Below are 24,859 nucleotides of genomic sequence, written 5' to 3' on the forward strand. Positions count from 1 at the left end.
CAGCGTCAGGTCATCGGCGAAGTGCCGGTCACCGGTGGCGTCGGGCACATACTTCACACAGACAACGATCCTCAAGCTCACGCCGGCTCTCCTACCTGGGTGTGGGTCCTGAGATGACCATATGGAACTCAGTACCCTCTGTAAAGGTACGTAGTGCCGAACGGCTGGTTTTGGTGTTAGGTTCCCGGCATGACCGAGGCGCGCAGACCAGTGAAGAAACCCCCCATGCGGGAGGTGCTCGCCGAAGCGGCGTTCCAGCTCTTCCTGGAGCGCGGCTTCGAGCGGACCACCGTGGACGACATCGTTGCGCGGGCCGGGGTCGGACGGCGTTCGTTCTTCCGGTACTTCCCCTCCAAAGAGGACGTGGTCTTCCCCGACCACGAGCGCTGCCTCGCCGACATGACCGCGCTCCTGGAGGCGGCCGACGAGGGCGACCCGGTGAGCACGGTGTGCGATGCGGCCCGGCTCGTCCTGCGGATGTATGCGGCGAATCCGGAGTTCTCGGTCCAGCGCTATCACCTCACGCGGGAGGTTCCCGGCCTGCGCACCTACGAGTTGTCCGTGGTGCGCCGCTACGAACGGACGCTGGCCGAATATCTGCGGGGCCGCTACGCCGGCACGCCGGACGGCCCGTTGCACGCCGAGGTGATCGCCGCTGCCGTGGTCGCCGCTCACAACAACGGCCTGCGCTCGTGGCTGCGTTCCGGTGGTGAGGGTGACGCCGAGACCGCGGTGGACCATGCCCTCGGTGTCGTACAGGAAGTCTGGGGGGCGAAGGCCGCGGGCCCCGCAGGGCCGACCGCGGACGACGACGAGGTCGTCGTGGTGGTCGCCTCGAAGGGCACGCCGATGTGGCGTGTGGTGCAGAGGGTCGAGTCGGCTCTCGCCGAGGACTAGGTCCTGTCCTGCCGGTCTTCGTGGGCCCGGAACGCCTGGCGCGGCACCTCGCCGCGTTGTCGGGGTCGCCCAGGTACGTCCGGTACGAGGACGATCCTCCGCCTTGCGATGCGCCGCACCGGACGCCGCGGGCTGATCCACGAAGATCGACAGGACAGGACCTAATCGCAGAGAAGGAACTCAGTACCTTTACGTCTCGGCACTCAGTGCCATATGGTGTGCCTGCGTCTGTGTCGAGCCACGACGCTGACGCACCGAGCCGAGTTCAGGGGGTCGAGACGTGTCCCATTCCGATTCAGCGATCGATGCCGCGCCGACGGCGCAGGGTGAAGCCGGACTGATCTATCAGCACTGCCGCTGGTGCGGCACCGCGTCCTTCAGGCGGCTTCTGTGCCCTGTGTGCGCGTCGAGCGATCTGGATTCCGTACGCAGTGACGGCCTCGGCGTCGTCGTGCGGACCAGCGTGGTGCACCGCTACACGGAGGCGGCACGCAACGAGTCCCTCGTCCGGCTGCCCGAAGGCTTTGTGTTCCGGTGCCGTGTCGTGGGCGCCGCGCCGCACCTGGTGCACGTCGGCGCACGGGTGCGCCCCGTGGCGCAAGCCGCCCCGGAGACGGGCGAGATCGTCCTCGAACTCTGCGACCCCGGCGTGTATGCCGAATGGCAGTAGACCGGTACCCGAAGCAACCGGATGCCCCGGACCCGTACGGCGCCGAGGGCTGCCTTGAGAGACGGCACACGAGCATGAGCATGCGCGAGTTCGGCAGAATCGGCGTCGTGGGCCGGGACCTGACGGGCTCGGGTACAGACATGGGCGAGGCGGTGGGCGCCTCCGGGCCCAGCATTCACAAGAGCTTCCCGAGCAAGTCCGATCTGCTCGTCGCCGCCGTGGTGCGCGGCGGGGAGCAGCGCAGGGCCGGTACCGCACAGGTGCTCGCGAACGCCGCCGGCCCGCGTGGGAGCCTGGACGGGCTGCTCCGCTCGTGCATCGAAGTCGCCCTGAAACAGAGTCACTTGATCGGTGTGCTGGTCGGAGAGCCGGACCGGCTCCCGGAGAAGGAGCGCAGGGCGGCGCGTCAGACGCAGCGGGACTGCCCGGCGCTGTGAGTCCGCCCGCTCGACGAGGTCCGGCCGGGTCTCGATGCGGCGGAGGCGAAGATCGTCGTGAACGCGATGCTCATCAGGGTCGACAACGTGGCACGCACGGGGCGCATCGGCGAGCGGACGGACATCGCGGCCCGCCTCCCGGATCTCGGTACGGCGCTGCTTCTCGACGAGCGCCGCCCGGCCGCGGAGTGAACACGGCGGTTGACGGGACCATGTGCACCGCAACGGATGCTCACGGAAGCCGAGTTGGGGACGCATGACATCGACGGCACCGGTGGCCCCGCCGACGGTGACGCCCGTGCCGCCGGATGCCGGAGCGCGCACGGCAGCGAACGCCCCGGCCGCCCCTTGGTACCGCCGAGCGCATGGCTGATCCGGACCGGACACCGAGGCTGGTCAGCACACCCTGATGGGTGAATGTCACGCCATGGCGGGCGCCAGGCAGCCCACGTCGGTCCCGTGGCTGGTTTGCTGCACCAGGAAACTGGCGCGAAGCGCCGGGGGACCTGCCGGCCACCCCGGTGGGAGCGGCGCCCCGCCGGGTGCCGAGTCCGCCCGCGAAGGACCGATCGAAGGAGCGTCGTTGTGGCGACGATGGGCACAGCTGGGGCGGACGAGACAGACGAGTCGTACGCGAACGAACTGCCGGTACGGAGCAAGGAACCGGGCAATGTCGTCATCAAGTGGATGACCACCACCGATCACAAGACGATCGGAACGTTGTACCTGGTCACCTCGTTCGCGTTCTTCGTCGTCGGCGGTGTGCTGGCGCTCCTCATGCGCGCCGAGCTGGCCCGTCCCGGCCTGCAGATCCTGTCGAAAGAGCAGTTCAACCAGTTGTTCACGATTCACGGCACGATCATGCTGCTGATGTTCGCGACGCCGCTGTTCGCCGGGTTCACGAACTGGATCATGCCGTTGCAGATCGGCGCGCCCGACGTGGCGTTCCCGCGGCTGAACATGTTCGCGTACTGGCTGTATCTTTTCGGCTCGATCATCGTGGTGGCCGGCTTCCTGACTCCGGCGGGGGCGGCGGACTTCGGCTGGTTCGCCTACTCCCCGCTGACCGATGCTGTCCATTCGCCCAGCATCGGCAGCGATATGTGGATCATGGGCCTGGCCTTCTCCGGATTCGGCACGATCCTCGGTTCGGTCAACTTCATCACCACGATCATCTGCCTGCGCGCCCCGGGCATGACGATGTTCCGGATGCCGATCTTCGTGTGGAACGTCCTGCTGACCGCCGTGCTGGTCCTGCTGGCCTTCCCGGTGCTGGCAGCGGCCCTTCTGGTGCTGGAGGCGGACCGCAAGTTCGGGGCGCGGGTCTTCGAGGCGGCCAATGGCGGCGCACTGCTCTGGCAGCACCTCTTCTGGTTCTTCGGCCATCCGGAGGTGTACATCATCGCTCTGCCGTTCTTCGGTATCGTCACCGAGATCATTCCCGTCTTCAGCCGCAAACCGGTCTTCGGGTACATCGGTCTGATCAGCGCCACCATCTCCATCGCGGGCCTCTCGGCAACTGTGTGGGCGCACCACATGTTCGTCACCGGTGGTGTGCTGTTGCCGTTCTTCTCGTTCGTGACGTTCCTGATCGCGGTGCCGACCGGTGTGAAGTTCTTCAACTGGATCGGCACGATGTGGAAGGGATCGCTGTCCTTCGAGACACCGATGCTCTGGGCCATCGGTTTTCTGGTGACCTTCCTTTTCGGTGGTCTGACCGGCGTCATCCTGGCCTCGCCCCCGCTGGACTTCCATGTCTCGGACTCGTACTTCGTCGTCGCGCACTTCCACTACGTGGTCTTCGGCACCGTGGTCTTCGCGATGTTCGCCGGATTCCACTTCTGGTGGCCGAAGTTCACCGGCAAGATGCTGGACGAGCGGCTCGGCAAGATCACGTTCTGGACGCTGTTCGTGGGCTTCCACGGCACGTTCCTGGTGCAGCACTGGCTCGGCGCCGAGGGTATGCCGCGTCGTTACGCGGACTACCTCGCCGCCGACGGGTTCACCGCGCTGAACACGATCTCGACCATCTCCTCCTTCCTCCTCGGACTGTCGCTGCTGCCGTTCTTCTACAACGTCTGGAAGACCGCCAAGTACGGCAAGCCGGTCGGCGTCGACGACCCGTGGGGCTACGGCCGTTCGCTGGAGTGGGCAACCTCCTGCCCGCCGCCGCGGCACAACTTCCTCACCCTGCCGCGGATCCGCTCCGAATCCCCGGCGTTCGACCTGCACCACCCCGCCGTACGCACCCTCGACGAGGCGCGGAACCACCCGCACACCACCCCCGGGGGTCCGGGGCAGAACCCCGCGTGACGGAGCCCCGGTGAAAGGAGGACGAATGGACGACGACAAGGACAGCACCGCCCGCGGCATGGCACAGATGGAGGGCTACCTGCTGTGGAACGCCGAGGTCGAGGACGCGCGCAGACGGGCTGCCCGGTTCACCGGCGAGCTGCCCTGGCTCACCACCGCCCAGTGTGAGGAAGTGGAACGCGTCTACACGGCGGACCGGGTTGCCGCATCCCGGGCGATGCTGTCCCGGATCTCGGACCGCGCCATCGAACTGCGCGGCGAGTACAACGACCGCTACCGCGCGCTCAGAGCACGCTGCGTCGCGACCGCTGTCGTCACCGCAGGCGCGGTCAGCGGCACGTGCACAGCCCTCACCCTGCTGACCCGCTGACTCCCCGCCGTCGTCCGTTCCGCCGCCCTCAGCGGGCGAAGTCGGACGTGGTTCGTGAGGATGTGGGGTGATGGGCGCGTGTGACCGGGCAGGAGTACGGGCCACCGCGCAGACCCGAGAAGGGACGAACACCGTGGCACGACCCAGGATCCTCGTCGTCGGCGCCGGATTTGCCGGGGTCGAGTGCGTACGCCGCCTGGAGCGCGGACTCAACCTCGGCGAGGCGGACATCGCGCTCGTCGCCCCGTTCTCCTACCAGCTCTATCTGCCGCTGCTGCCCCAGGTGGCCGCGGGCGTCCTCACCCCACAGTCCGTCGCGGTGTCGCTGCGCCGCAGCCGTCGGTACCGCACCCGGATCATCCCCGGCGGAGCGATCGGCGTGGACCCGAAGGCGAAGGTCTGCGTCATCCGCAAGATCACCGACGAGATCGTCGACGAACCGTACGACTACGTCGTCCTCGCCCCCGGCAGCGTCACCCGTACGTTCGACATCCCGGGGCTGCTCGACAACGCCCGCGGCATGAAGACGCTGGCCGAGGCCGCGTACGTACGCGACCATGTGATCGCCCAGCTCGACCTGGCGGACGCCAGCCACGACGAGGACGAACGGGCCTCCAGGCTGCAGTTCGTCGTCGTCGGCGGCGGCTACGCGGGCACTGAGACCGCGGCGTGTCTGCAGCGGCTCACCATGAACGCCGTCGGGCAGTACCCCCGGCTCGACCCGAAGCTCATCAAGTGGCACCTGGTCGACATCGCTCCGAAGCTGATGCCCGAGCTGGGGGACAAGCTCGGACTCAGCGCCCTGGCAATCCTGCGCGAGCGCGGCATCGAAGTGTCGCTCGGCGTTTCCGTCGCCGAAGCCGGACCGGACAGGGTGACGCTCACCGACGGCCGCGTACTGCCCTGCCGCACGTTGATCTGGACGGCCGGTGTCACTGCGAGCCCACTGGTCGCCACGTTCGACGCCGAAACGGTACGAGGCCGGCTGGCGGTAACACCCGAGATGACCCTGCCGGGGTTCGACGGCGTCTTCGCGCTCGGCGACGCCGCCGCCGTACCGGACCTGGTCAAGGGCGACGGCGCGGTCTGCCCGCCCACCGCGCAGCACGCCGCGCGCCAGGGGCGCAGGCTCGCCGACAACCTGATCGCAACTCTGCGCCACCAGCCGCTGAAGCCGTACGTCCACAGGGACCTCGGGCTCGTCGTGGACCTCGGCGGCAAGGACGCGGTCTCCAAGCCGCTCGGCATCGAGATGCACGGCATCACCGCGCAGGCCGTGGCCCGCGGCTATCACTGGGCGGCGCTGCGCACCAATGTGGCGAAGGCCCGCGTCATGACCAACTGGATGCTCAACGCGATCGCCGGTGACGACTTCGTACGCACCGGATTCCAGGCCAGGCGTCCCGCCACGCTGCGCGACTTCGAGTACACGAACGCCTACCTCACGCCGGCACAGGTCCGTGAGCACACGGCGTCGATGACCGCCCGCGGCTGATTTCGGATTTCCTCAGCGGGTCCGGTCACATTGCTCCGGCGGCGCGTGTCACAGCATCGACGGGCGGAGTTCCGTCGCAGTGACAGGCAGCAGAACACGCGACACGCAGAGCACGCCATGACCGCAGGCATCAAGACGATCATCTACCCCGTCAAGGACCTGGCCGGGGCAAAGTCCCTATGCCCTTTGTGACCGGGGGCGCACGCCGACACGCCGTCGGAACGCCCCGTACGGGGAGGGCCGGGCCACCCGGACGGCGGCCCGGCCCTCCCCGAACGGGTGACCGGTCGACTCAGAGCCTGTCGGGTGACCTCTGATCGGGCGGCCACGCCCTGGCACGCACGCTTCCCGCGTTGCCGAAATGCCCTAGTAGCTCCGCTACGAGGACCTTCCAGCGCCTTGGAATCGCACGCACCAGACCGCGTCCGCTTTCCGATCGAAGGTCACCCGACAGGCTCTCAGTCGTTGCCCCCGTGGCCCGCGGTCAGCGCCGGGTCGCGTTCCACCACCGGCCCCAGTACGTCGTCGATGGCCTTGAGGAGGTCAGCGTCGAACGTCACGCCCGCCGCCTTCGCGTTCTCCGTGACCTGCTCGGGCCGGGAGGCGCCGATGATCGCGGCGGAGACGTTGGAGTTCTGCAGCACCCAGGCGACGGCCAGCTGGGCAAGGCTCAGACCGGCTTCGTCGGCGAGCGGCCGCAGCTGCTGGACGCGCTCCAGGACGTCGTCGCGGAGCCACCCGGCGACGAAGTCCGCACCGCCCTTCTCGTCGGTCGCCCGAGAGCCGGCCGGAGGCTGCGCCCCCGGCTTGTACTTGCCGGTCAGCACGCCCTGGGCGATCGGCGACCAGACGATCTGACCGATGCCGAGCTCCTCGGAGGCGGGCACCACTTCGGCCTCGATGACCCGCCACAGCGCCGAGTACTGCGGTTGGTTGGAGATGAACGGAACGTTCAGCTCGCGGGCCAGCCGGTGTCCGGCGCGGAGCTGGTCGGCCGTCCACTCGGAGACGCCGATGTAGAGGGCCTTGCCGGAGCGGACCACGTCGGCGAACGCCTCCATGGTCTCCTCCAGCGGCGTGGAGTGGTCGTAGCGGTGGGCCTGGTACAGGTCCACGTAGTCGGTCTGCAGCCGGCGCAGGGAGTTGTCGATCGATTCGAGGATGTGCTTGCGGCCCAGACCGCGGTCGTTCTGCCCCGGGCCGGTAGGGAAGTAGACCTTGGTGAACACCTCGATGCTCTCGCGACGCTGGTCCTTGAGCGCCCGGCCGAGGACGGCCTCGGCGCGGGTCTCGGCGTAGACGTCCGCCGTGTCGAAGGTGGTGATTCCGGCGTCCAGGGCGGCGCGGATGCACGCGACGGCCGCGTCCTCCTCCACCTGGGAGCCGTGGGTGATCCAATTCCCGTAGGCGATCTCACTGATCGTCAGACCGCTGCGGCCGAGTCGGCGGAATTCCATGTGCCTGCTCTCCCTGTGCTGATACGTGAACACGTCATGCTATGCGGAGGAATTCTGTTGCGCCGGGAAGGCTCAGGCACCGGGGACGGTGCCGTGGATGCGGCGGAGGAATGTCGCGTTGTCGGGGGTCTGCCGGATCCTGTCCAGCAGCGCTTCGAGGGCCGCCTGCGCGTCCCGGGTGTGCAGCGCGCGCCGGAGACCTCGGACGGCGGCCAGTTCGGCGGCGGGGAGCAACAGTTCCTCGCGGCGGGTGCCGGACTGCGGAATGTGCACGGCCGGGTCCGCGGATCAGCCGTTGCGCGCCTCGCCCCGGAACGCGGCGAGGATCTCCTCGGCGGCGAGTGTCGCCGTCAACTCACCGTCGCGCACCCGTTGTTCGAGAGTCGGTGTGAGGGCGCGGACTTCCGGATGGCTGCGCAGACTGTCCAGCAGCTCGTCCCGCACCATCGTCCAGGTCCAGTCGACCTGCTGCTCGCGCCGCTTCGCGGCGAGCCGCCCCGTCGAGTCCAGCAGCGCACGGTGCTGCTCCAGCCGCTGCCACAACGTGTCCAGACCGGTCGACTCACGGGCGCTGCACGTCAGCACCGGGGGAGTCCACGCCGCGTCGGCCGGGTGCATCAGCCGCAGGGCGCCCGCCAGTTCACGGGCCGCCGCACGCGCGTCCCGCTCGTGCGGACCGTCGGCCTTGTTCACCGCGATGGCGTCCGCCAGCTCCAGGACCCCCTTCTTGATGCCCTGCAGCTGATCGCCGGTACGGGCCAGCGTGAGCAGCAGAAACGTGTCGACCATCTGGGCCACGGCCGTCTCCGACTGGCCCACGCCGACCGTCTCCACCAGCACCACGTCGTAACCCGCGGCTTCCATCACCACGATGGATTCCCGGGTCGCCTTGGCCACCCCGCCCAGTGTCCCGGCAGTGGGGGAGGGGCGTACGAACGCCGCCGGATCGACCGCGAGCCGCTCCATCCTGGTCTTGTCGCCCAGGATGGAGCCGCCGGTGCGGCTGGAGGACGGATCGACCGCCAGCACCGCGACCCGGTGCCCGAGCCCGGTGAGCAACGTGCCGAGCGCGTCGATGAAAGTGGACTTCCCGACCCCGGGCACCCCGCTGATGCCGATGCGCCGGGCGTTACCGGACTTCGGCAGCAGCTCGCGGAGCAACTGCTGGGCCAGCGCCCGGTGATCAGGGCGGGTGGACTCGACGAGAGTGATGGCGCGCGCGATGTGCGCCCGTTTCCCGTCGAGCACTCCCTTCACATAGCTGTCGATATCGATCGTCGGAGCCATCGGGTCAGCGGCTCACAGCTCATGGCCGAGCGCGGCACCGAGCCGCGTCACCAGATCGAAGGCGGCGTCGGGGATCACCGTGCCGGGCGGGAACACGGCCGTCGCACCCGCCTCGTGCAGCGCCTCGACGTCCTGCGGCGGGATCACCCCGCCCACGACGATCATGATGTCGTCGCGGCCCTCGGCGGCCAGCTCCTCACGGAGCGCCGGCACGAGAGTGAGGTGCCCGGCAGCCAGCGAGGAGACACCCACGATGTGAACGTCCGCCTCGACCGCCTGCCGCGCCACCTCCGCCGGCGTCTGGAACAGCGGGCCGACGTCGACGTCGAAGCCCAGGTCGGCGAAGGCCGTGGAGATCACCTTCTGACCCCGGTCGTGGCCGTCCTGGCCCATCTTGGCGACCAGGATGCGCGGACGGCGCCCCTCCGCCTCCTCGAACCGGTCGACCAGCGTCCGGGTACGGTCCACGGAAGGCGACTCCCCAGCCTCGTTGCGGTACACACCGGAGATCGTACGGATCTGGCCCGCGTGCCTCCCGTACACCTTCTCCAGTGCGTCCGAGATCTCGCCGACCGTGGCCATCGCGCGGGCCGCGTCGACCGCGAGCGCCAGCAGATTGCCGTCGAGGCCCGGACCGGGACCGCGCTCGGCAGCCGCCGTCAGTGCTCGCAGCGACGCCTGGCAGGCGCCCTCGTCGCGCTCCGCGCGCAGCCGCCGCAGCTTCTCGATCTGCTGCGATCGCACCGAAGAGTTGTCGACCTTGAGCACATCGATCTGCTCATCGGTCTCCACCCGGTACTTGTTGACCCCGATCACCGGCTGCCGCCCGGAGTCGATCCGGGCCTGCGTACGGGCCGCAGCCTCCTCCACCCGGAGCTTTGGGATGCCCGCGTCGATGGCCTGCGCCATCCCGCCCGCCGCCTCGACCTCCTCGATGTGCTGCCAGGCCCGTCGCGCCAGGTCGTACGTCAGCTTCTCCACGTACGCGCTGCCACCCCACGGGTCGATGACACGGCCGGTACCCGACTCCTGCTGCAGCAGCAGCTGGGTGTTCCGGGCGATCCGCGCCGAGAAGTCCGTCGGCAGCGCGAGGGCCTCGTCGAGGGCGTTGGTGTGCAGCGACTGGGTGTGCCCCTGAGTGGCGGCCATCGCCTCCACACAGGTCCGCGTGACGTTGTTGAACACGTCCTGCGCGGTGAGCGACCATCCCGATGTCTGCGAATGGGTGCGCAGCGAAAGGGACTTGGCGTTCTTCGCCTCGAACTCCTTGACCAGCTTCGCCCAGAGCAGCCGAGCCGCCCGCAGCTTCGCGATCTCCATGAAGAAGTTCATGCCGATGGCCCAGAAGAAGGACAGCCGCGGTGCGAACGCGTCGACATCGAGACCGGCGTCCCGCCCGGCCCGCAGGTACTCCACCCCGTCCGCGAGGGTGTACGCCAGCTCCAGATCGGCCGTCGCACCCGCTTCCTGGATGTGATAGCCGGAGATGGAGATCGAGTTGTAGCGCGGCATCTTCTGCGAGGTGTACGCGAAGATGTCGGAGATGATCCGCATCGAGGGCTTCGGCGGATAGATGTAGGTGTTACGGACCATGAACTCCTTGAGGATGTCGTTCTGAATGGTCCCGGCCAGCTTCTCGGGCGGTACGCCCTGCTCCTCGGCGGCCACGATGTACAGCGCGAGTACGGGGAGCACCGCGCCGTTCATCGTCATCGACACCGTCATACGGTCCAGCGGAATGCCGTCGAACAGCTGGCGCATGTCGTAGATCGAGTCGATTGCCACGCCCGCCATGCCGACATCGCCGGTCACCCGCGGGTGGTCGCTGTCGTAGCCGCGGTGGGTCGGCAGGTCGAAGGCGACGGAGAGTCCCTTCTGCCCGGCCGCGAGGTTGCGGCGGTAGAAGGCGTTGGACTCCTCGGCCGTGGAGAAGCCCGCGTACTGGCGGATCGTCCAGGGCTGGTTGACGTACATCGTCGGGTAGGGACCGCGCAGATACGGGGCCATACCCGGGTACGTGCCGAGGAAGTCGAGCCCTTCCAGGTCACGCCCGGTGTACAGCGGCTTGACCGAGATGCCTTCCGGCGTCTCCCACAGCAGATCGCCTTCGGGGTCGCCGGTGGACTCCTTCACCGCTGTGCGCCACTGGTCCTCGGACCCCTCGGCGCCGGTGCCCGGCCCGAGTTCGATGTCGGAGAAGTCGGGGATCCGCATTACGCCACACCCATACGGTCGAGAACGGAGGAGAGCACGGCCACCACATCGCAGCCCGCGAAGACGTACGTGTCGACATCGGGATACTCGGCGGGCCGGCCCGCGAGGAACACCCGCTGCGCACCGGCCGCGCGCAGCGCCGAGGCCACGGCACCGGCCTGCTCGGCGTAGAGCGCGTCGCTGGAACACAGCACCGCCACACCTGCCCCACTGGCGGCGAAGGCTCCGGCGGCCGTCGACGCGTCCACCGACACCGGGTCGTGCACGGGCTCGATCCCGCCCGCCTGGAACAGGTTGGCGGCGAACGTGGCCCGCGCGGTGTGCGCCGACGCGGGTCCGAGCGCGGCGAGAAACACCCGTGGGCGGCTGCCCGTCGCCGCCAGATGGGCGTCCGACCGCGCGCGCAGCGCCTCGAACGCCTCGTCACGACGGACCACCGGCAGGCCGGCCGACGCGTCACCGGCGCCGGGAGCGGTCTCGCGCTCCACCGGACGCTCCGCCAGCTGCGGGAACTCGCTGACCCCGGTGACCGGCTCCTTGCGCCGTGCCAGATCCTTGCTGCGCGCCGCCCAGGTGGCTGCCAGCCGCTCACCGACCAGGCCGGAGCCCAGCGCCGCGGCCTGGCCGCCCGCTCGCTCGATCTCCTGGAAGAACGCCCAGGCCGCGTCGGCGAGTTCGACGGTCAGCCGCTCCATGTACCAGGAGCCGCCCGCCGGGTCGATGACCCGGGCCAGATGTGACTCCTCCAGCAGGATCGTCGACGTATTGCGGGCGATGCGCCGGGCGAACGCGTCCGGCAGACCCAGCGCGTGATCGAACGGCAGCACGGTGATGGAGTCGGCGCCGCCGACTCCCGCGCCCAGGCACGCCAGCGTCGTCCGCAGCATGTTCACCCACGGATCGCGACGGGTCATCATCACCGGCGACGTCACCGCGTGCTGACGCTGTGCACCGGCGCCCGGAGCCCCGCACACCTCGGCCACCCGCGCCCACAGCCGGCGTGCCGCCCGCAGTTTGGCGATGGTCAGGAACTGGTCGGCCGTCGCGGCGTACCGGAACTCCACCTGCGCGCAGGCCGCCTCGACGGAGAGCCCCGCCCCGGTCAGCGCCCGCAGATAGGCCACACCCGTGGCCAGCGAACTGCCCAGTTCCTGGGCGGCCGAGCCACCGGCCTCGTGGTAGGGCAGCGCGTCCACCGTCAGAGCCCGCAGCCCGGGGTACTCCTTTGCGCACCGCTCCGCCCAGTGCACGGCGGACGCCAGATCCGGAGCCTCGCCGCTGCGCGCCGCCTGCCCCAGCGGATCCGCGCCGAGACTGCCGCGCACCGATGCCGCGGCAACCTCGCGCGCCTGATACAGCCGGAGTAGTTCCGTGGCCGCGGCGTCGAGTTCACCGCCCGCGTCGAGCGCGAGGGGGGCCAGATCGAGGTAGACACCGTCCAGCGCTCGCGTCAGACCGGACACCGGTACACCCGCGGTACCGCCGACGGTCAGCCACAGCGACGTGACACCGTTCTCCAGATCCGCGAGCACGGCCTCGTTGAGCCGGGCCGGATCCATCAGGCTGTGCCGCTGCCTTACGTCCCAGCCGCCCACCGTGTTCCCCGCGGCCTTGCTGCCGCGGGTGAAGGGAGCGAAGCCCGGATATCCGGCATCGGGCGCGTCATCGCGCGAGGTGTAGAGAGGGCGGGTGATGAGCCCGTCCTCCACCGTGGTGGACAACGCTTCCTCGGCGGCCGAACCCGCAACATCCTTGCCCGACTTGCGCAGCACACCTTCGACCAGGCTCTGCCACTGCTCATGGGCTGGATCAGGGAACTCGGCGGCCAACGAAAGCCCGTCAGCAGGCAGGACCGTCATGCCTGGATGCTAGGCGAAGGCTCAGATGAGCAGCAGGGGAACCGCCTGTGACCTTGCCCTCTCCCCACGCGCTTGATCCAGTACGGACGGTGGCGTAGTCGGAGATTCGTCAAGACCTTGGTGTTCTCTCGACTCCTGCTGGCATGTGCCGTGACAGGCCCGAGGGCGGCCCTCGTCACGTCCGGCCGGGCACGGTCCGCGACCGACTGCCGTCGGCAGTGGACTCCGAGTGTTGATCATCTCCGCCGGGACGTCGGATACGGTCACCGAGGTCACCCCCGGAACAGCAGCCGAATGGGGGCTCACCGCGGGTACGGCCGTGTGGACCCGCGTCAAGGCAACCGAGGTCACCCCGTCGTTCCCTGCCCATGGCGGCTGCAGAGGTCGTCGCCACGGGCAGATTGTCGCAGTGCGGCACTAAATGACCGAAGTTATGCTGCTGGCATTCCATCCTTCAGGAGAGGAAATGCCCGTGGCTGTGGGACCAGTGGAGTACATCGTCGTCGCATTCCCCGGCAGTCATTTCACCGGGGCGATCGCGCCGGCGCTGGCGGAAGTGGTCGCCTCGAAGGCAGTGCGAATCCTCGACCTCACGTTTGTGTACCGCGCCGAGGACGGCACGCTCGACATGGTCGAACTGGAGGACCTCGACCCTGATGACCTGGTGTCCTTCGAGCCGGTCGAGGGAGTGGTCAGCGGCCTGCTGAACAGCGAGGACATCCGCGCCCTCGGGGAGAGCGTGCCCCGGGGCAGCTCCGCCGCACTGATCGTGTGGGAGGACCTGTGGGCGGTACCGCTCACGGAGGCCGTTCGCGCCTCGGGCGGCCAGCTGGTGGCCCATGAGCGGATCCCGGCCGACGTCGCGGAAGCGGCCGTGGCCGCCTCCGGTTCCGCCGGCTGAACCCGTCCCGCCCGCCGACCGTCGCCATCACCGCATCGCACTGGAAGGGGCGCACATCATGCCGATTTTCCGAGGACCGGGCATGAACCGCCGCGGACCGGGACTGCTGGGCGCCGTCGCGCGCACAGCCGTCGTCGCCGGAACCGCATCGGCGGTCGGTGGACGGGTCCAGAGGCATCAGCAGCAGAAGCGGGGAGCCCAGGAGGTGGCCGCACAGCAACGGGTGGAGGAACAGCGGGCCGTACAACAGCAACAGGCCATGCAGCAGCAGATGGCGCCGTCCGCGCCTGCGGCGGACGACCTTCTCGACCGACTGGAACGGCTGGCCGAGCTGAAGAAGCAAGGCGTTCTGACTGAAGCCGAGTTCGAGGCGCAGAAGGCGAACATTCTGGCAGGCTGACCCGGCCGCCGCCCACCGCCCCGTTCCCGGCGTTTTCTTTTGTCGATCTCCCGGCGGCCTGCGAGTTGATTCGGCCGAGCCGAATCAATGGATCAGCCATGTCCGGAATAAGGGGAGTTCATCGTGCAGACCGCCAGGCCCGTTCCGGCAGCCACCGTCATCAATATGCGCGACCTGGGCGGCATTTCGCTGGGTCCCGACCGCCGCGTCCGGCCCGGTGCGGTGGTGCGCTCCGGTCAGCTCAGTGAACTCGACACGGTGCGCGACCCGGCGGTGGCCGCCCTCGGCATCCGTACGGTCATCGACCTGCGGACCGCGGATGAGCGCATGGCGGCCCCGGACCGTCTGCCTCCGGGAGCCCGGCTGTTCGTCGCCGACGTCCTCGGTGACAAGCCGGGCGTGGCACCCGCCCGGCTGCGCGCGCTGCTCGCCGACCGGGTGGCCGCGGACGAGCTGCTCGGGGGCGGAAAGGCCGAGGGGCTGTTCGCGCAGACATACCGGCAGATGGTGCTGTCGCCGGGCGCCTCGGCCGCGTACCGGGCCTTCGTCGAGACGGCCGCGGACGACGGGGCCCGTCCGGTGCTCTTCCACTGCACGGCGGGCAAGGACCGCACCGGCTGGGCCACCGCGTTGCTCCTGCTGATGGTCGGGGCCTCGCGCGAGGTCGTACGTGCCGAGTTTCTTGCCGTGAATCCGGTGGTGCGGGCCGCCTTCCGGCCGTATGTGCAGGGCTTTCTGGACGCAGGTGGCGACCCGGAGATCGCCGCCGCGATCATCGAGGTCCGCCCCCGCTATCTCGACGTCGCCCTGGATGCCATGGACGAGCGGTGGGGCGGGCTCGACGGATATGTGCGCGACGGGCTGCGGATCCCCGAGCCCGTGGTGGAGCGGCTGCGGAGCCGGCTCGTGGTCTCCGCCTGATCCCGGAGCCGGCCGTCGACAGGGCGTCCGTGGGTTGACTTGATACCCCTAGGGGGTATGTTGTTGGCCTGTCGGAAGCGCCTGCTTCCCTGTCGATGGAGGCCGTCATGAACAACGGACTGAAGATCACCGTCTTTGCCGCCGCGCTTGCTGCGACCTTCGGGACGGCGTACGGCGTCGGCAAGGGGGTCGACCCGATGGTCTCCACCGGCGCTCACGCGCCGCAGCAGCGCAGCGGCCACGGCGCCACCGGGCGGGACGGTGCGGCCGAGCACGGGCCCGGCGGACTGCAGATATCCGAGGACGGCTACACGCTGGCGCTCGACGCACCCGAGGTCGCCGCGGGCGGCCGGACCGGGATCCGGTTCGCGATCGAGGACGACGCCGGCCGCAAGGTCACCGCCTTCCGGAGCGAACACGGCAAGGAACTGCATTTCATCCTCGCCTCGCGCGACCTCACCGAGTACCGGCATCTGCACCCCGTCCGAGCGGCCGACGGCACCTGGTCGACCTCCGTCGATCTGCCGAAAGCCGGTGACTACCGGGCATTCGCGGACTTCACCCCGGCCGCCGAAGGCGCCAAGAACGTCACGCTGGGCGCGGATCTCCCGGTCTCCGGCGCCTACCGCCCCGCCGCTCCGCCGGCCGCCCGCAGCACGGCCGAGGTCGAGGGCTACCGGGTCGCCCTCGGTGGCGAACTCCGGGCCGGCCGGGAGAGCGAACTCGAACTGACCATCAGCCGCAACGGAAAGCCGGTCACCGATCTGCAGCCCTATCTCGGTGCTTACGGGCACCTTGTCGCCCTGCGCTCCGGGGACCTCGCCTATCTGCATGTCCACCCGAACGACGGCGGCCCCGGACCGGTGGTCTCCTTCACGGCGACGGCGCCCAGCGCGGGGACGTACCGCCTGTTCCTCGACTTCCAGCACGAGGGGAAGGTCCGCACCGCCGCCTTCACGGTCGAGGTGAAGCCCTCGATGACGGCCCGGACCGAGGCGAACAGTGGGCACCAGCATTGAGGGGCCCGGCCCTCGGTATCGTGGAGGGACGGGATCACGGGTTCTCCGAGAGGGGCGTACGGTGACCGAGCGCAAACCCCCGGGCGTCAGCTTCGAATCATGGGTCGACAAGCAGATCCACGATTCCGAGGAGCGCGGCGACTTCTCCCAACTGCCGGGTTTCGGCAAGCCGCTGCCCGATATCGACCGCCCGTACGACGAAGCCTGGTGGATCAAGGCGAAGATGCAGCGCGAAGGCGTGTCGATGCTCCCGCCGGCCCTGGCCCTGCGCAAGGAGGCGGAGGATGTGCGCGAGGCGGTGTCCGGAGCGCGTTCGGAGGCCGAGGTGCGCCGGATGCTCACCGAGGTCAACGAGAAGATCGAGGCGGCGATCCGGCGGCCGCCGCCGGGGCCGCTGCTGAATCTGCGCCCGTTCGACATCGACGCGGTGGTCGGGGAGTGGCGTGACGGACGCGGCTCGGGGTAGGTCCGGGCGGCGGCCCGTCCACTGATGCGTAATACTCCCTCTATGAGACCGAGTGTTACGTCGTCGAGTGGCGAGATGGGCCGCGGCGCGGTGCGGGTCCGGCGGGCGACGGCGGGCGACGCGAAGCGTCTCACCCGGCTGGTCAGGAACTCCCGTGCCTACGAGGGGCCCTACGCGCCCATGGTCGCCGGATACCGGGTGGGAGCCGACTACATCGAGACGCATCGGGTCTTCGCCGCCGTCGAGTCGGCGGAGTCCGGTTCCGGTCGGCTGCTTGGCTTCTACTCGCTGATCCTCGACCCGCCGGAATTGGACCTGATGTTCGTCGCCGACGATGCTCAGGGCCTCGGGATCGGCCGCCTGCTCGTCCGGCATCTGTGCGGCGAGGCGCGGAATGCCGGACTCACCGGCGTCCGCATCGTCTCGCATCCGCCCGCCGAGGGCTTCTACCGCAGTGTGGGCGCGCAGCGGACCGGCACCGAGACCGCCCGGCCGCCCGCCGTGATGTGGGACCGGCCCGAGCTGATGCTCCCGGTCGGCTGACGGACCGCAGAAGGGCCCCGCCGGGACCCGGATACCCGGTCCCGGCCGAACCCCACGTGTGCCGGGCCCCGCTACGAGGCGAAGCCGCCGTAGGGACGCGTGATGATCTCCATGGCATGGCCGGCGGGATCGAGGAAGTAGATACCCCGGCCACCGTCATTGTGGTTGATCTCGCCCGGATGCTTCTGGTGCGGATCGGCCCAGTAGGTGATCCCGAGTTCCTTGATGCGGGCGTATGCGGCGTCGAACTCCGCTTCCGACACAAGGAAGGCGTAGTGCTGCACGGTGATCGATTCGGCGTCAATGGTCGCGAAATCCAGCGTGACCCCGTTCGCGGTGGCGACCGCGATGAACGGACCCCATTCCGCGCCGATTTCCAGACCGAGGATGTTCGCCAGGAATTCGGCGGATTCCCGCTTGTTCCGGGCGTGAATGATGGTGTGATTCAGTTCGACTGACACTGTGGAATGCCTCCAGTGGGCATCTCACGGGCACCTCCACGCCTCACCCGGCCGGTGACCGACGCGCGATGCCGTACCCAAGATCGTAGGCGAGCCGGCGCCGGGCCGTCGAGTGAGTACGGGGGAGGGGATACGGAACCATTCCTTCCCGGCCGGTCTACGTGTCCTCCGGAGCCTCCGTGACCTCCACGACCTCCGCGGCCGGGTTCCGGACGTCCGTGACGGTGAACAGTCCACCGTCCGGATCCAGCAGCGTGGCTTCGCTGCCCTCGGTCGTCGACCGCTCCTCGACGACCGAGCCCCCGTGCTCGCGCGCCGAGGCCACCGCCGCCGCCACATCGTCCACCGGGAAGTGGACCTGCCAGTGCGGACGGATCAGCGGATCGGGTGCCGCCTCGACCGCCCCGGAGCTGATGCGGGCGAGCTGCCTGCCGCCGCACTCCACGATGACCTCGTCCTTCGCGTACGACACCTCGCAGCAGCCGGGGCGTCCGGTCGCCCAGTCGAGGACCTCGCCATAGAAGATCGCCGCCTCGAAGGCGCTCCTGGTGCGCAGCCGGAGCCAGGCGTGCGAGTAGTTGTCCGGTGCCGGGGGAGAGGTCGCCGGCGCCCTGCGCTCCCAGAATCCGAACACGGCGCCGTCGCGATCCGCTGCCAGCGCCCCGCGCCCCTTGCCGAGGGCCAGCGGCCCCACCGCGACCGTTCCGCTGCGCTCGCGGATCCGTGCGGCGGTCACGTCCGCGTCCCGGACGGCGAAGTAGGGCGTCCAGACGACGGCGACCTGATAGGCCGTCGCCACTGCCGCGATGCCGGCCACGGGCACCTCGTCGCGGCGCGCCACGGAGAACTCCTGGCCCAGCTTGCCCGCACGGAAGGACCAGCCCAGTACGGCGCTGTAGAACGCCTGCGCCGATTCCAGGTCGCGGGTCATGAGGTTGACCCAGCAAGGAGCGGCCGACCCTGTGAGCGCAGCCGGCGCGGACACCGTCCTGGGTTTGCTTCCGGTCATGGTCCCACTGCCTTCGTCGGGTCTGCGGCATGCGTGTGCCGGTGGCCGTCGGGCCCCTACCAGCCTCACTTCGGTCGGCCGCTCCCGCAACACACGCCGGAGCGGTGCCGCTGCCGCGGGCAAGCAGGTCGCACTCCGCCCGGCGGGGCGCAGGTGTGATGTCGAGGAGGATGTGGTCGGCCCGCGGTCACTCCTGGGATTCCGGTTCAGTCGCGTGGCTCGTCCCTGTCCCGGTGAATGGGCTCGTTCCCGTGGTCACCGAGTTCGTAGGGCCAGAGCCCCCGTCCGTCGGCCGGGAAGCTGTCGTCGCCGTGGATGTCACGTTCTTCCAGGTGAGTCCGGTGGTCCGGCCGCGGCGGCTGCTCGTCCGGCCGCGGGGGCGGGAGTTCCTCGGCCCGGCGCCGCTTGCCCAGCCAGACAGCACCGATCAGCACGGCCACCAGGACCACTCCGACAATCGGCAAAACCACCCCGGTCGCGTCCCGCCCGTCTGCGAGGGGCAGGGCCAAGGAATTGAGGGCTCCGTTCGAAACGTCCATGCATGCCGGATACCCCGGCAAGCGGCCGTCACTCGGTAATAGCTATTAATTCATGTTTTAAGTGGATATAAGTCAAAAAGTGTTTCGTTGCTCAGCGGCCTCGATGGCCGAGCGGTGGACACACTGCTCCTTCCCGTGGCGGAGCGGTCTGTCCGGACGTAGCCCCCGTCGGGGCGGGCGGCACGGGTTTCGCCGCAGCCGTGCCCATCCGCCGCCGTCCCCTTCGTGTCGCCGACGCCCAGCCGTGGGGTGAGCCTGGAGAGGATTCCCGGATCGCCGGAGGGATGCGATGGCAGTGCCGAATCCGATCGGCCGTCGGCCGGTCCACCGACAGCTGACCAGCGGCGATCCGCTGGGCAGAGGGCGTGCGGCGATGTCGCGGCGTACGGAGGGCCTCCGGTCACGGACCGCGGCCTCCGCCGAGGATCCGGTCCACACCGTCGGTCCCCGGCGCGGGGACGTACGGCAGAACCCCGAGCGGAAGGAACCCCCGTGAACAGCACACAGTCGCAGACGGAGGAGAGCCGGTACGGAAAGGAGGTGTCGCTCGCCATCAGCGGATGCGCGAAGGATGACGCACGAACGGTCTTCGACGTCCTGCGGGCCGCCTTCGCCACTGACCGGGCCCTGGTGGACGTGCCGCAGGACCTGGCGGGAAAGCGCCCCACGGTATGGACCGTGACCGTCGACGTGTCCGAGGCGCGGGTGGTCTCGGGTCCCGTCGCGCTGGGCAAGCCCGTGAAGGTCGATGTGCAGGGCGGTTACTGGGCGGTCGAGGAGCTCAGGAAACACCTTGCCGACGCCTTCGCGGTGCAGGTCGTCGGAACGGTCTCCGGTGATCAGGAGGAGGAGGTGCGCCTGCGGCTGGAGAGCCGGTAGGGCGCGGGACCGAACCGGCGCGGGGCAATGAACCGGAAAGCCGGTGCACATCTGGTATAAAGCACCCAAAGTCACAGTGACGAGAGGTGCGGGCGAGTGGATCCCACCAGCGAGCGGGAGGACAGTTCCGGACAGCGGGGGGAGACCCGTCACCGTTCCACCCTGGCGCTGCACATCAACGGCACGGCACGGACCCTGACGCTCGATCACCGCACGACCGTCCTGGACGCGCTGCGCGAACACCTGGGTCTCACCGGCGCCAAGAAGGGCTGTGACCACGGCCAGTGCGGGGCGTGCACCGTCATCGTCGACGGCCGGCGCGCCAACAGCTGTCTCCTGCTCGCCGTCGCACACGACGGGGCCTGCATCACGACCGTCGAGGGCCTTGCCGACGGTGACCGGCTGCATCCGGTCCAGGAGGCATTCCTGGCCAGGGACGCCCTGCAGTGCGGCTACTGCACTCCCGGTCAGATCTGCTCGGCTGTCGGCATGCTCGGTGAGGCGGCGGACGGCTTTCCGTCCCACGTCACCGAGGACGGCGAGGACGGCTCCGCCCCGGCGCGGCTCACCGCCCCCGAGATCCGTGAGCGGATGAGCGGCAACCTGTGCCGCTGCGGCGCCTACCCGCGCATCGTCGAAGCGATCGAGGACGTGGCGCCGTGAAACCGTTCGGATATCTGCGCGCCCGCACCACTGACCAGGCGGTCAGCGCGATGACCTGCCACCCTGGGGCCGTCTTCCTCGGCGGGGGCACCAATCTGATCGATCTGATGAAGCTCGGTGTGGCGACCCCGGATCTCCTCGTCGACGTCAGCGGACTGCCCCTGGACCAGGTGGCGGACACCCCCGACGGAGGTCTGCGCATCGGTGCGACCGTACGCAACAGTGACCTCGCCGCCCACCACGCCGTGCGCACCCGCTACCCCGCTCTGTCGCAGGCACTGCTCTCCGGAGCCTCCGGGCAGCTCCGCAATACCGCTACGACCGGCGGAAACCTGTTGCAGCGCACCCGATGCCCGTACTTTCAGGACACCTCGAAGCCGTGCAACAAACGGGCACCGGGCACCGGCTGCCCCGCCCGTGAAGGCGCTCACCGCGACCTGGCGGTCATCGGCCACTCCGAGGCATGTGTCGCCACCCATCCGTCTGACATGGCCGTCGCCCTGGCAGCCCTCGATGCCACGGTCCAGCTGTTCGGGCCGGACGGCGAGCGGAGCGTTCCCGTCACCGACTTCCACCGGCTGCCGGGAGACGCCCCCGACCGCGACACCGTGATCCGGCCGGGCGAGCTGATCACCGAGGTGCTGCTGCCGCCGCGTCCCGACAGCGCCGTCTCCGCCTACCGCAAGGTCCGCGACCGTGCCTCGTACGCCTTCGCGCTCGTCTCCGTCGCCACCGTCGTCACCGTCCGCGACGGCCGCATCGAGCATGCGGCACTGGCCTTCGGCGGGCTCGCCCACCGCCCCTGGCGCGCCCGCGCCGCGGAAGAGATCCTGCGGGGCGCCGCCACCACCGACGACACCTTCACCCGGGCCGTGGACGCCGAACTCGCGACCGCCCGGCCGCTGCGCGACAACGCATTCAAAGTCGAGCTCGCCCGCAGCCTGGCCGTCGACGCACTGGCCGCACTCACCGCCCGCATCTGAGGAAGGGGCCTTCCCACCATGAGCGACGCCCCCCAGCTGCTGGGCAGCCCCGTGGTCCGCATCGAGGGCCGGGACAAGGTCACCGGCGCCGCCCGCTACGCCGCCGAGCACACTCCGCCGGGCTGTCTGTACGCCTGGCCCGTACCGGCCACCGTCGTACGCGGCCGGATCACGGCGATCCACACCGACGAGGCACTCGCCCTGCCCGGCATGCACACCGTCCTCACCCATGAAAACGCCCCGAAGCTGAAGCAGCCCGACGACCCGGTCCTCGCCGTCCTCCAGGACGCCCGGGTTCCGCACCGGGGCCGGCACGTCGCGCTCGTGGTGGCCGACAGCTTCGAATCGGCCTGTGCCGGGGCCGAGGCCGTCCGGATCGAGTACGAGAGTGCCGGGCACGATGTCCTGCTCGGCGAGGACCACCCGGGCCTATACACACCGCGGACGGTGAACGGGGGATACCCTGCCGTTCGCGAACGGGGCGACTTCGACCGCGCCTTCGCCGTGTCCCCCGTACAGATCGACGCCACGTACACGCTCGGGCCCCTGCACAGCCACCCCATGGAACCGCACGCCTCCACCGCCATGTGGGCGGACGACGGGCAGCTGACCGTGTATGACTCCAGCCAGGGCACCGGAACGGTCCGCGACTCCCTGGCCACCGTGTTCGGACTCCGGCCCGAACAGGTCACGGTCGTCTCCGAACACGTCGGCGGTGGCTTCGGCTCCAAGGGCACCGCGCGCCCGCAGGCGGTCCTGGCCGCCATGGCCGCGCGCCACACCGGACGCCCCGTCAAACTCGCCGTGCCTCGACGCGAACTGCCCGCCGTCGTGGGTCACCGCGCCCCCACCGTGCAACGCGTCAGACTCGGCGCGGAACTCGACGGTGCCCTCACCGCGCTCGCCCACGAGATCATCACCCACACCTCCACGGTCAAGGAGTTCGTGGAACAGGCGGCCGTACCGGCTCGCACGATGTACTCGTCCGTGCACAGCCGTACCGGCCACCGGGTGACCGCCCTGGACGTGCCCAGCCCCTCGTGGATGCGCGCACCCGGCGAGGCCCCCGGCATGTACGCGCTGGAGTCGGCCATGGACGAGCTGGCCGTGGCCCTCGGTATCGACCCCGTCGAACTGCGCCTGCGCAACGACCCAGAGTACGAACCCGATACCGGCCGCCCCTTCAGCAGCCGCGGCCTCGCCGCCTGCCTGGCGGAGGGCGCCGCACGGTTCGGCTGGTACGACCGCGATCCGAGCCCCGCGGTCCGAAAGGAAGGCCCACTCCTGCTCGGTACAGGCGTCGCCTCCGCCACGTACCCCGTATACATCGCCGGCTCCAGCGCCTCGGCGCACGCCGCCGCCGACGGCACCTACCGCATCAGGATCAATGCCACCGACATCGGCACCGGCGCCCGCACCGTCCTCGCGCAGATCGCCGCGTCCGTGCTGGGCACCCCCGTGGCCGACGTCCGGATCGACATCGGCAGCAGCGCGCTGCCCGAAGCGCCCCTGGCGGGCGGTTCCGCGGGTACGGCCTCCTGGGGCTGGTCCGTGCACAAGGCGTCCACCGCTCTGGCACGACACCTGCGCGAGCGCACCGGACCCCTGCCCGACGACGGCCTCACGGTCACCGCCGACACCGTGGAGGAGACGGCTGCGCAATCCCCTTACGCACGGCATGCGTTCGGCGCGCACTTTGCCGAAGTCGCCGTCGACAGCCGCACCGGTGAGGTCCGGGTGCGCCGCATGCTCGGCGTCTTCGCCGCCGGACACATCCTCAACTCCCGTACCGCACGCTCCCAGTTCATCGGCGGCATGATCATGGGGCTCGGCATGGCGCTGACCGAGGGCAGCACGATCGATCCCGTCTTCGGCGACTTCACGCAGAACGATCTCGCCTCTTACCATGTGCCGGTCTGCGCCGACGTCCCGGAGATCGAGGCGCACTGGATCGACGAGGACGACCCGCATCTCAACCCGATGGGCAGCAAGGGCATCGGCGAGATCGGCATCGTCGGGGCCGCGGCCGCCATCGGCAACGCGGTGCGGCACGCCACCGGAGCCCGGCTACGCAATCTCCCGCTCACTCCGGACAAGCTGCTGCCGTATCTGCCCTGACCCCCGGTGAAGCGTGGCACATCGGCAGTGAGCTCATGGGCATGACACTGCTCGGCGCGCAAGCCCTGCTCAGCCCTCTCCCGGGGCTGAGCAGGGCTTTCGGGACAGCTTCCCCGTCCCGTAGCCGCGGCCCGTCGGCCTATGTGTTGCGCAACCGGTCCTACCGGGTCACCCTAAGGAGTGACCTAACAGTGACATCTGCTCACTCTTCGTATGCGGGGGGTCGTTGGTTCAGCGGGCGAAGCAGGTGGGCCTCGATGTGAGGAGCCTCGACGATGACCGTTCCACTCGACCGGCACTATCTGGTCGAACTCCAGGTATCGGCAGAGCGCGTTACCCAGGTGCGACGGATCGTCGCCGCGCATCTGCGCCACTGGAGCCTCGAACTCCACGTCCGGCCGGTGTGCCGGGGCGTGGAGGAGCTGCTGACCAACGTCCACCGGCACGTCGGTGACGAAAACCATTGCGTCGTCGAACTCCGCTGGTCCGGACGGCACCTCACGGTCTCCGTCGCAGACAACAGCTCGGAGATGCCGCGGCTGCTCAGCACCGGCGGCGGTGGTCTCAGCCGTGTGATGGCCCTGAGCCACAGCTGGGGCACCTGCCGGACTCTCGACGGCAAGGTCGTCTGGTTCACCCGCTACGCCGAGGCGCCGCGCAATACCGATCTGGTGCCGCGCGCGCCGCTGCCCGGAGTGGGCGAGTTCCTGCTGCCGCCCGTCTCCGAGCCCGCCCTCGTCTGACGCGGCCGCCGCTGCCGGCCCGACGAAACGGGCAGCGCGCATCCCCAACCGGACCGGTAAGCGGGTCCGTACGCGAAGAAGTCTGGCCTGCCCACCGGCGCGGGGGGGGGGGGGGGGGCGGCGGCACAGCCGCCCCGCGGGGGGGGGCCGCCCCCCGGGCGGGGCGGCGGGGGCGGCGCCGGGGGGGGGGGGGGGGCGGGCGCGCAGCCACGCCC

At 69.6% G+C, this 24,859-nt stretch carries 26 protein-coding genes and 2 pseudogenes; 19 read left to right on the plus strand and 9 right to left on the minus strand.

Annotated elements, in window-relative coordinates; genetic code table 11:
- A pseudogene (locus tag ACGFSA_RS31320) lies at window positions 1-81 on the minus strand (electron transfer flavoprotein subunit beta); the annotation flags it as partial.
- 108 nt (window positions 82-189) lie between these two features.
- Between ACGFSA_RS31320 and ACGFSA_RS31325 the strand changes: the two are divergent.
- The 7 genes from ACGFSA_RS31325 to ACGFSA_RS31355 all read left to right on the plus strand — a co-directional run bounded on the left by ACGFSA_RS31325 (window position 190) and on the right by ACGFSA_RS31355 (window position 6,182).
- Entirely contained in the window at window positions 190-897 is a 708-nt protein-coding gene (locus tag ACGFSA_RS31325) for a TetR family transcriptional regulator (protein WP_393309417.1), read from the plus strand.
- Window positions 898-1,177: 280 nt separating this feature from the next.
- The gene (locus tag ACGFSA_RS31330) at window positions 1,178-1,567 is read left to right on the plus strand and encodes a Zn-ribbon domain-containing OB-fold protein (protein WP_393309418.1); all 390 of its coding nucleotides are present in this window, start codon (window positions 1,178-1,180) and stop codon (window positions 1,565-1,567) included.
- A gap of 74 nt (window positions 1,568-1,641) precedes the next feature.
- Window positions 1,642-2,004: a TetR/AcrR family transcriptional regulator gene (locus tag ACGFSA_RS31335; protein ID WP_393309419.1), complete on the plus strand. Its 363-nt coding sequence runs from the start codon at window positions 1,642-1,644 to the stop codon at window positions 2,002-2,004.
- A gap of 57 nt (window positions 2,005-2,061) precedes the next feature.
- Window positions 2,062-2,196 (plus strand): hypothetical protein, encoded by a 135-nt coding sequence (locus tag ACGFSA_RS31340; protein ID WP_393309420.1) that lies wholly within the window; start codon window positions 2,062-2,064, stop codon window positions 2,194-2,196.
- Window positions 2,197-2,598: 402 nt separating this feature from the next.
- The gene (gene ctaD, locus ACGFSA_RS31345) at window positions 2,599-4,317 is read left to right on the plus strand and encodes a cytochrome c oxidase subunit I (RefSeq protein WP_393309442.1); all 1,719 of its coding nucleotides are present in this window, start codon (window positions 2,599-2,601) and stop codon (window positions 4,315-4,317) included.
- Window positions 4,318-4,342: 25 nt separating this feature from the next.
- A complete protein-coding gene (locus tag ACGFSA_RS31350; RefSeq protein WP_393309421.1) occupies window positions 4,343-4,687 on the plus strand; it encodes a hypothetical protein in 345 nt (114 codons plus the stop codon).
- Between the two features lie 133 nt (window positions 4,688-4,820).
- Window positions 4,821-6,182, plus strand: coding sequence for an NAD(P)/FAD-dependent oxidoreductase (locus ACGFSA_RS31355; RefSeq protein WP_393309422.1), 1,362 nt, complete (start codon window positions 4,821-4,823; stop codon window positions 6,180-6,182).
- A gap of 458 nt (window positions 6,183-6,640) precedes the next feature.
- On the opposite strand, the gene ACGFSA_RS31360 is transcribed toward ACGFSA_RS31355, so the two are convergent.
- The 5 genes and pseudogenes from ACGFSA_RS31360 to mutA form a co-directional block, all read right to left on the minus strand.
- Entirely contained in the window at window positions 6,641-7,639 is a 999-nt protein-coding gene (locus ACGFSA_RS31360) for an aldo/keto reductase family protein (RefSeq protein ID WP_393309423.1), read from the minus strand.
- Between the two features lie 72 nt (window positions 7,640-7,711).
- Window positions 7,712-7,918 (minus strand): annotated as a pseudogene (locus ACGFSA_RS31365) (transcription termination factor Rho); the annotation flags it as partial.
- Between the two features lie 9 nt (window positions 7,919-7,927).
- On the minus strand, window positions 7,928-8,926 hold the full coding sequence (gene meaB, locus ACGFSA_RS31370; RefSeq protein WP_393309424.1) for a methylmalonyl Co-A mutase-associated GTPase MeaB: 999 nt from the start codon (window positions 8,924-8,926) through the stop codon (window positions 7,928-7,930).
- A gap of 12 nt (window positions 8,927-8,938) precedes the next feature.
- Window positions 8,939-11,140 (minus strand): methylmalonyl-CoA mutase, encoded by a 2,202-nt coding sequence (gene scpA, locus ACGFSA_RS31375; RefSeq protein WP_393309425.1) that lies wholly within the window; start codon window positions 11,138-11,140, stop codon window positions 8,939-8,941.
- Window positions 11,140-12,999 (minus strand): methylmalonyl-CoA mutase small subunit, encoded by a 1,860-nt coding sequence (gene mutA, locus ACGFSA_RS31380; RefSeq protein WP_393309426.1) that lies wholly within the window; start codon window positions 12,997-12,999, stop codon window positions 11,140-11,142. Before mutA ends, scpA begins: the two co-directional genes overlap by 1 nt.
- Before the next feature lie 472 nt (window positions 13,000-13,471).
- On the opposite strand from mutA, the gene ACGFSA_RS31385 reads away from it, so the two are divergent.
- The 6 genes from ACGFSA_RS31385 (at window position 13,472) to ACGFSA_RS31410 (ending at window position 17,249) form a co-directional block, all read left to right on the plus strand.
- Window positions 13,472-13,900, plus strand: a complete 429-nt coding sequence (locus ACGFSA_RS31385) for a DUF6325 family protein (RefSeq protein WP_393309427.1) — start codon at window positions 13,472-13,474, stop codon at window positions 13,898-13,900.
- 82 nt (window positions 13,901-13,982) lie between these two features.
- On the plus strand, window positions 13,983-14,300 hold the full coding sequence (locus tag ACGFSA_RS31390) for an SHOCT domain-containing protein (protein ID WP_393309428.1): 318 nt from the start codon (window positions 13,983-13,985) through the stop codon (window positions 14,298-14,300).
- Window positions 14,301-14,423: 123 nt separating this feature from the next.
- Window positions 14,424-15,221: a tyrosine-protein phosphatase gene (locus ACGFSA_RS31395; RefSeq protein ID WP_393309429.1), complete on the plus strand. Its 798-nt coding sequence runs from the start codon at window positions 14,424-14,426 to the stop codon at window positions 15,219-15,221.
- Between the two features lie 107 nt (window positions 15,222-15,328).
- Window positions 15,329-16,240 (plus strand): hypothetical protein, encoded by a 912-nt coding sequence (locus ACGFSA_RS31400; RefSeq protein ID WP_393309430.1) that lies wholly within the window; start codon window positions 15,329-15,331, stop codon window positions 16,238-16,240.
- Between the two features lie 61 nt (window positions 16,241-16,301).
- Window positions 16,302-16,706 carry a DUF1992 domain-containing protein gene (locus ACGFSA_RS31405; protein ID WP_393309431.1) on the plus strand — a complete coding sequence of 135 codons (405 nt, stop codon included), beginning with the start codon at window positions 16,302-16,304 and terminating at the stop codon, window positions 16,704-16,706.
- A 42-nt stretch (window positions 16,707-16,748) separates the two neighbouring features.
- Window positions 16,749-17,249 carry a GNAT family N-acetyltransferase gene (locus ACGFSA_RS31410; RefSeq protein ID WP_393309432.1) on the plus strand — a complete coding sequence of 167 codons (501 nt, stop codon included), beginning with the start codon at window positions 16,749-16,751 and terminating at the stop codon, window positions 17,247-17,249.
- A 71-nt stretch (window positions 17,250-17,320) separates the two neighbouring features.
- Here ACGFSA_RS31410 and ACGFSA_RS31415 read toward each other — a convergent pair whose 3' ends face one another.
- The 3 genes from ACGFSA_RS31415 to ACGFSA_RS31425 all read right to left on the minus strand — a co-directional run bounded on the left by ACGFSA_RS31415 (window position 17,321) and on the right by ACGFSA_RS31425 (window position 19,258).
- Complete coding sequence (locus tag ACGFSA_RS31415) at window positions 17,321-17,710, minus strand: VOC family protein (protein WP_393309433.1); 390 nt, start codon at window positions 17,708-17,710, stop codon at window positions 17,321-17,323.
- A 157-nt stretch (window positions 17,711-17,867) separates the two neighbouring features.
- On the minus strand, window positions 17,868-18,719 hold the full coding sequence (locus ACGFSA_RS31420; RefSeq protein WP_393309434.1) for a VOC family protein: 852 nt from the start codon (window positions 18,717-18,719) through the stop codon (window positions 17,868-17,870).
- Window positions 18,720-18,925: 206 nt separating this feature from the next.
- Window positions 18,926-19,258, minus strand: a complete 333-nt coding sequence (locus ACGFSA_RS31425) for a DUF6479 family protein (RefSeq protein WP_393309435.1) — start codon at window positions 19,256-19,258, stop codon at window positions 18,926-18,928.
- A gap of 289 nt (window positions 19,259-19,547) precedes the next feature.
- Here ACGFSA_RS31425 and ACGFSA_RS31430 point away from each other — a divergent pair, with 289 nt between their 5' ends.
- The 6 genes from ACGFSA_RS31430 to ACGFSA_RS31455 all read left to right on the plus strand — a co-directional run bounded on the left by ACGFSA_RS31430 (window position 19,548) and on the right by ACGFSA_RS31455 (window position 24,644).
- Window positions 19,548-19,754 carry a hypothetical protein gene (locus ACGFSA_RS31430; protein ID WP_393309436.1) on the plus strand — a complete coding sequence of 69 codons (207 nt, stop codon included), beginning with the start codon at window positions 19,548-19,550 and terminating at the stop codon, window positions 19,752-19,754.
- Window positions 19,751-20,137: a hypothetical protein gene (locus ACGFSA_RS31435; protein ID WP_393309437.1), complete on the plus strand. Its 387-nt coding sequence runs from the start codon at window positions 19,751-19,753 to the stop codon at window positions 20,135-20,137. Before ACGFSA_RS31430 ends, ACGFSA_RS31435 begins: the two co-directional genes overlap by 4 nt.
- A gap of 96 nt (window positions 20,138-20,233) precedes the next feature.
- Window positions 20,234-20,800: a 2Fe-2S iron-sulfur cluster-binding protein gene (locus ACGFSA_RS31440; RefSeq protein ID WP_393309438.1), complete on the plus strand. Its 567-nt coding sequence runs from the start codon at window positions 20,234-20,236 to the stop codon at window positions 20,798-20,800.
- Window positions 20,797-21,783, plus strand: coding sequence for an FAD binding domain-containing protein (locus ACGFSA_RS31445; protein ID WP_393309439.1), 987 nt, complete (start codon window positions 20,797-20,799; stop codon window positions 21,781-21,783). Before ACGFSA_RS31440 ends, ACGFSA_RS31445 begins: the two co-directional genes overlap by 4 nt.
- 18 nt (window positions 21,784-21,801) lie before the next feature.
- Complete coding sequence (locus tag ACGFSA_RS31450; protein WP_393309440.1) at window positions 21,802-23,901, plus strand: xanthine dehydrogenase family protein molybdopterin-binding subunit; 2,100 nt, start codon at window positions 21,802-21,804, stop codon at window positions 23,899-23,901.
- Between the two features lie 275 nt (window positions 23,902-24,176).
- The gene (locus ACGFSA_RS31455) at window positions 24,177-24,644 is read left to right on the plus strand and encodes an ATP-binding protein (RefSeq protein ID WP_393309441.1); all 468 of its coding nucleotides are present in this window, start codon (window positions 24,177-24,179) and stop codon (window positions 24,642-24,644) included.
- The last annotated feature ends 215 nt before the right edge of the window (window positions 24,645-24,859 follow it).

The organism is Streptomyces sp. NPDC048496, assembly GCF_043200055.1.
In the GTDB taxonomy this organism is placed as follows: Bacteria; Actinomycetota; Actinomycetes; order Streptomycetales; family Streptomycetaceae; genus Streptomyces.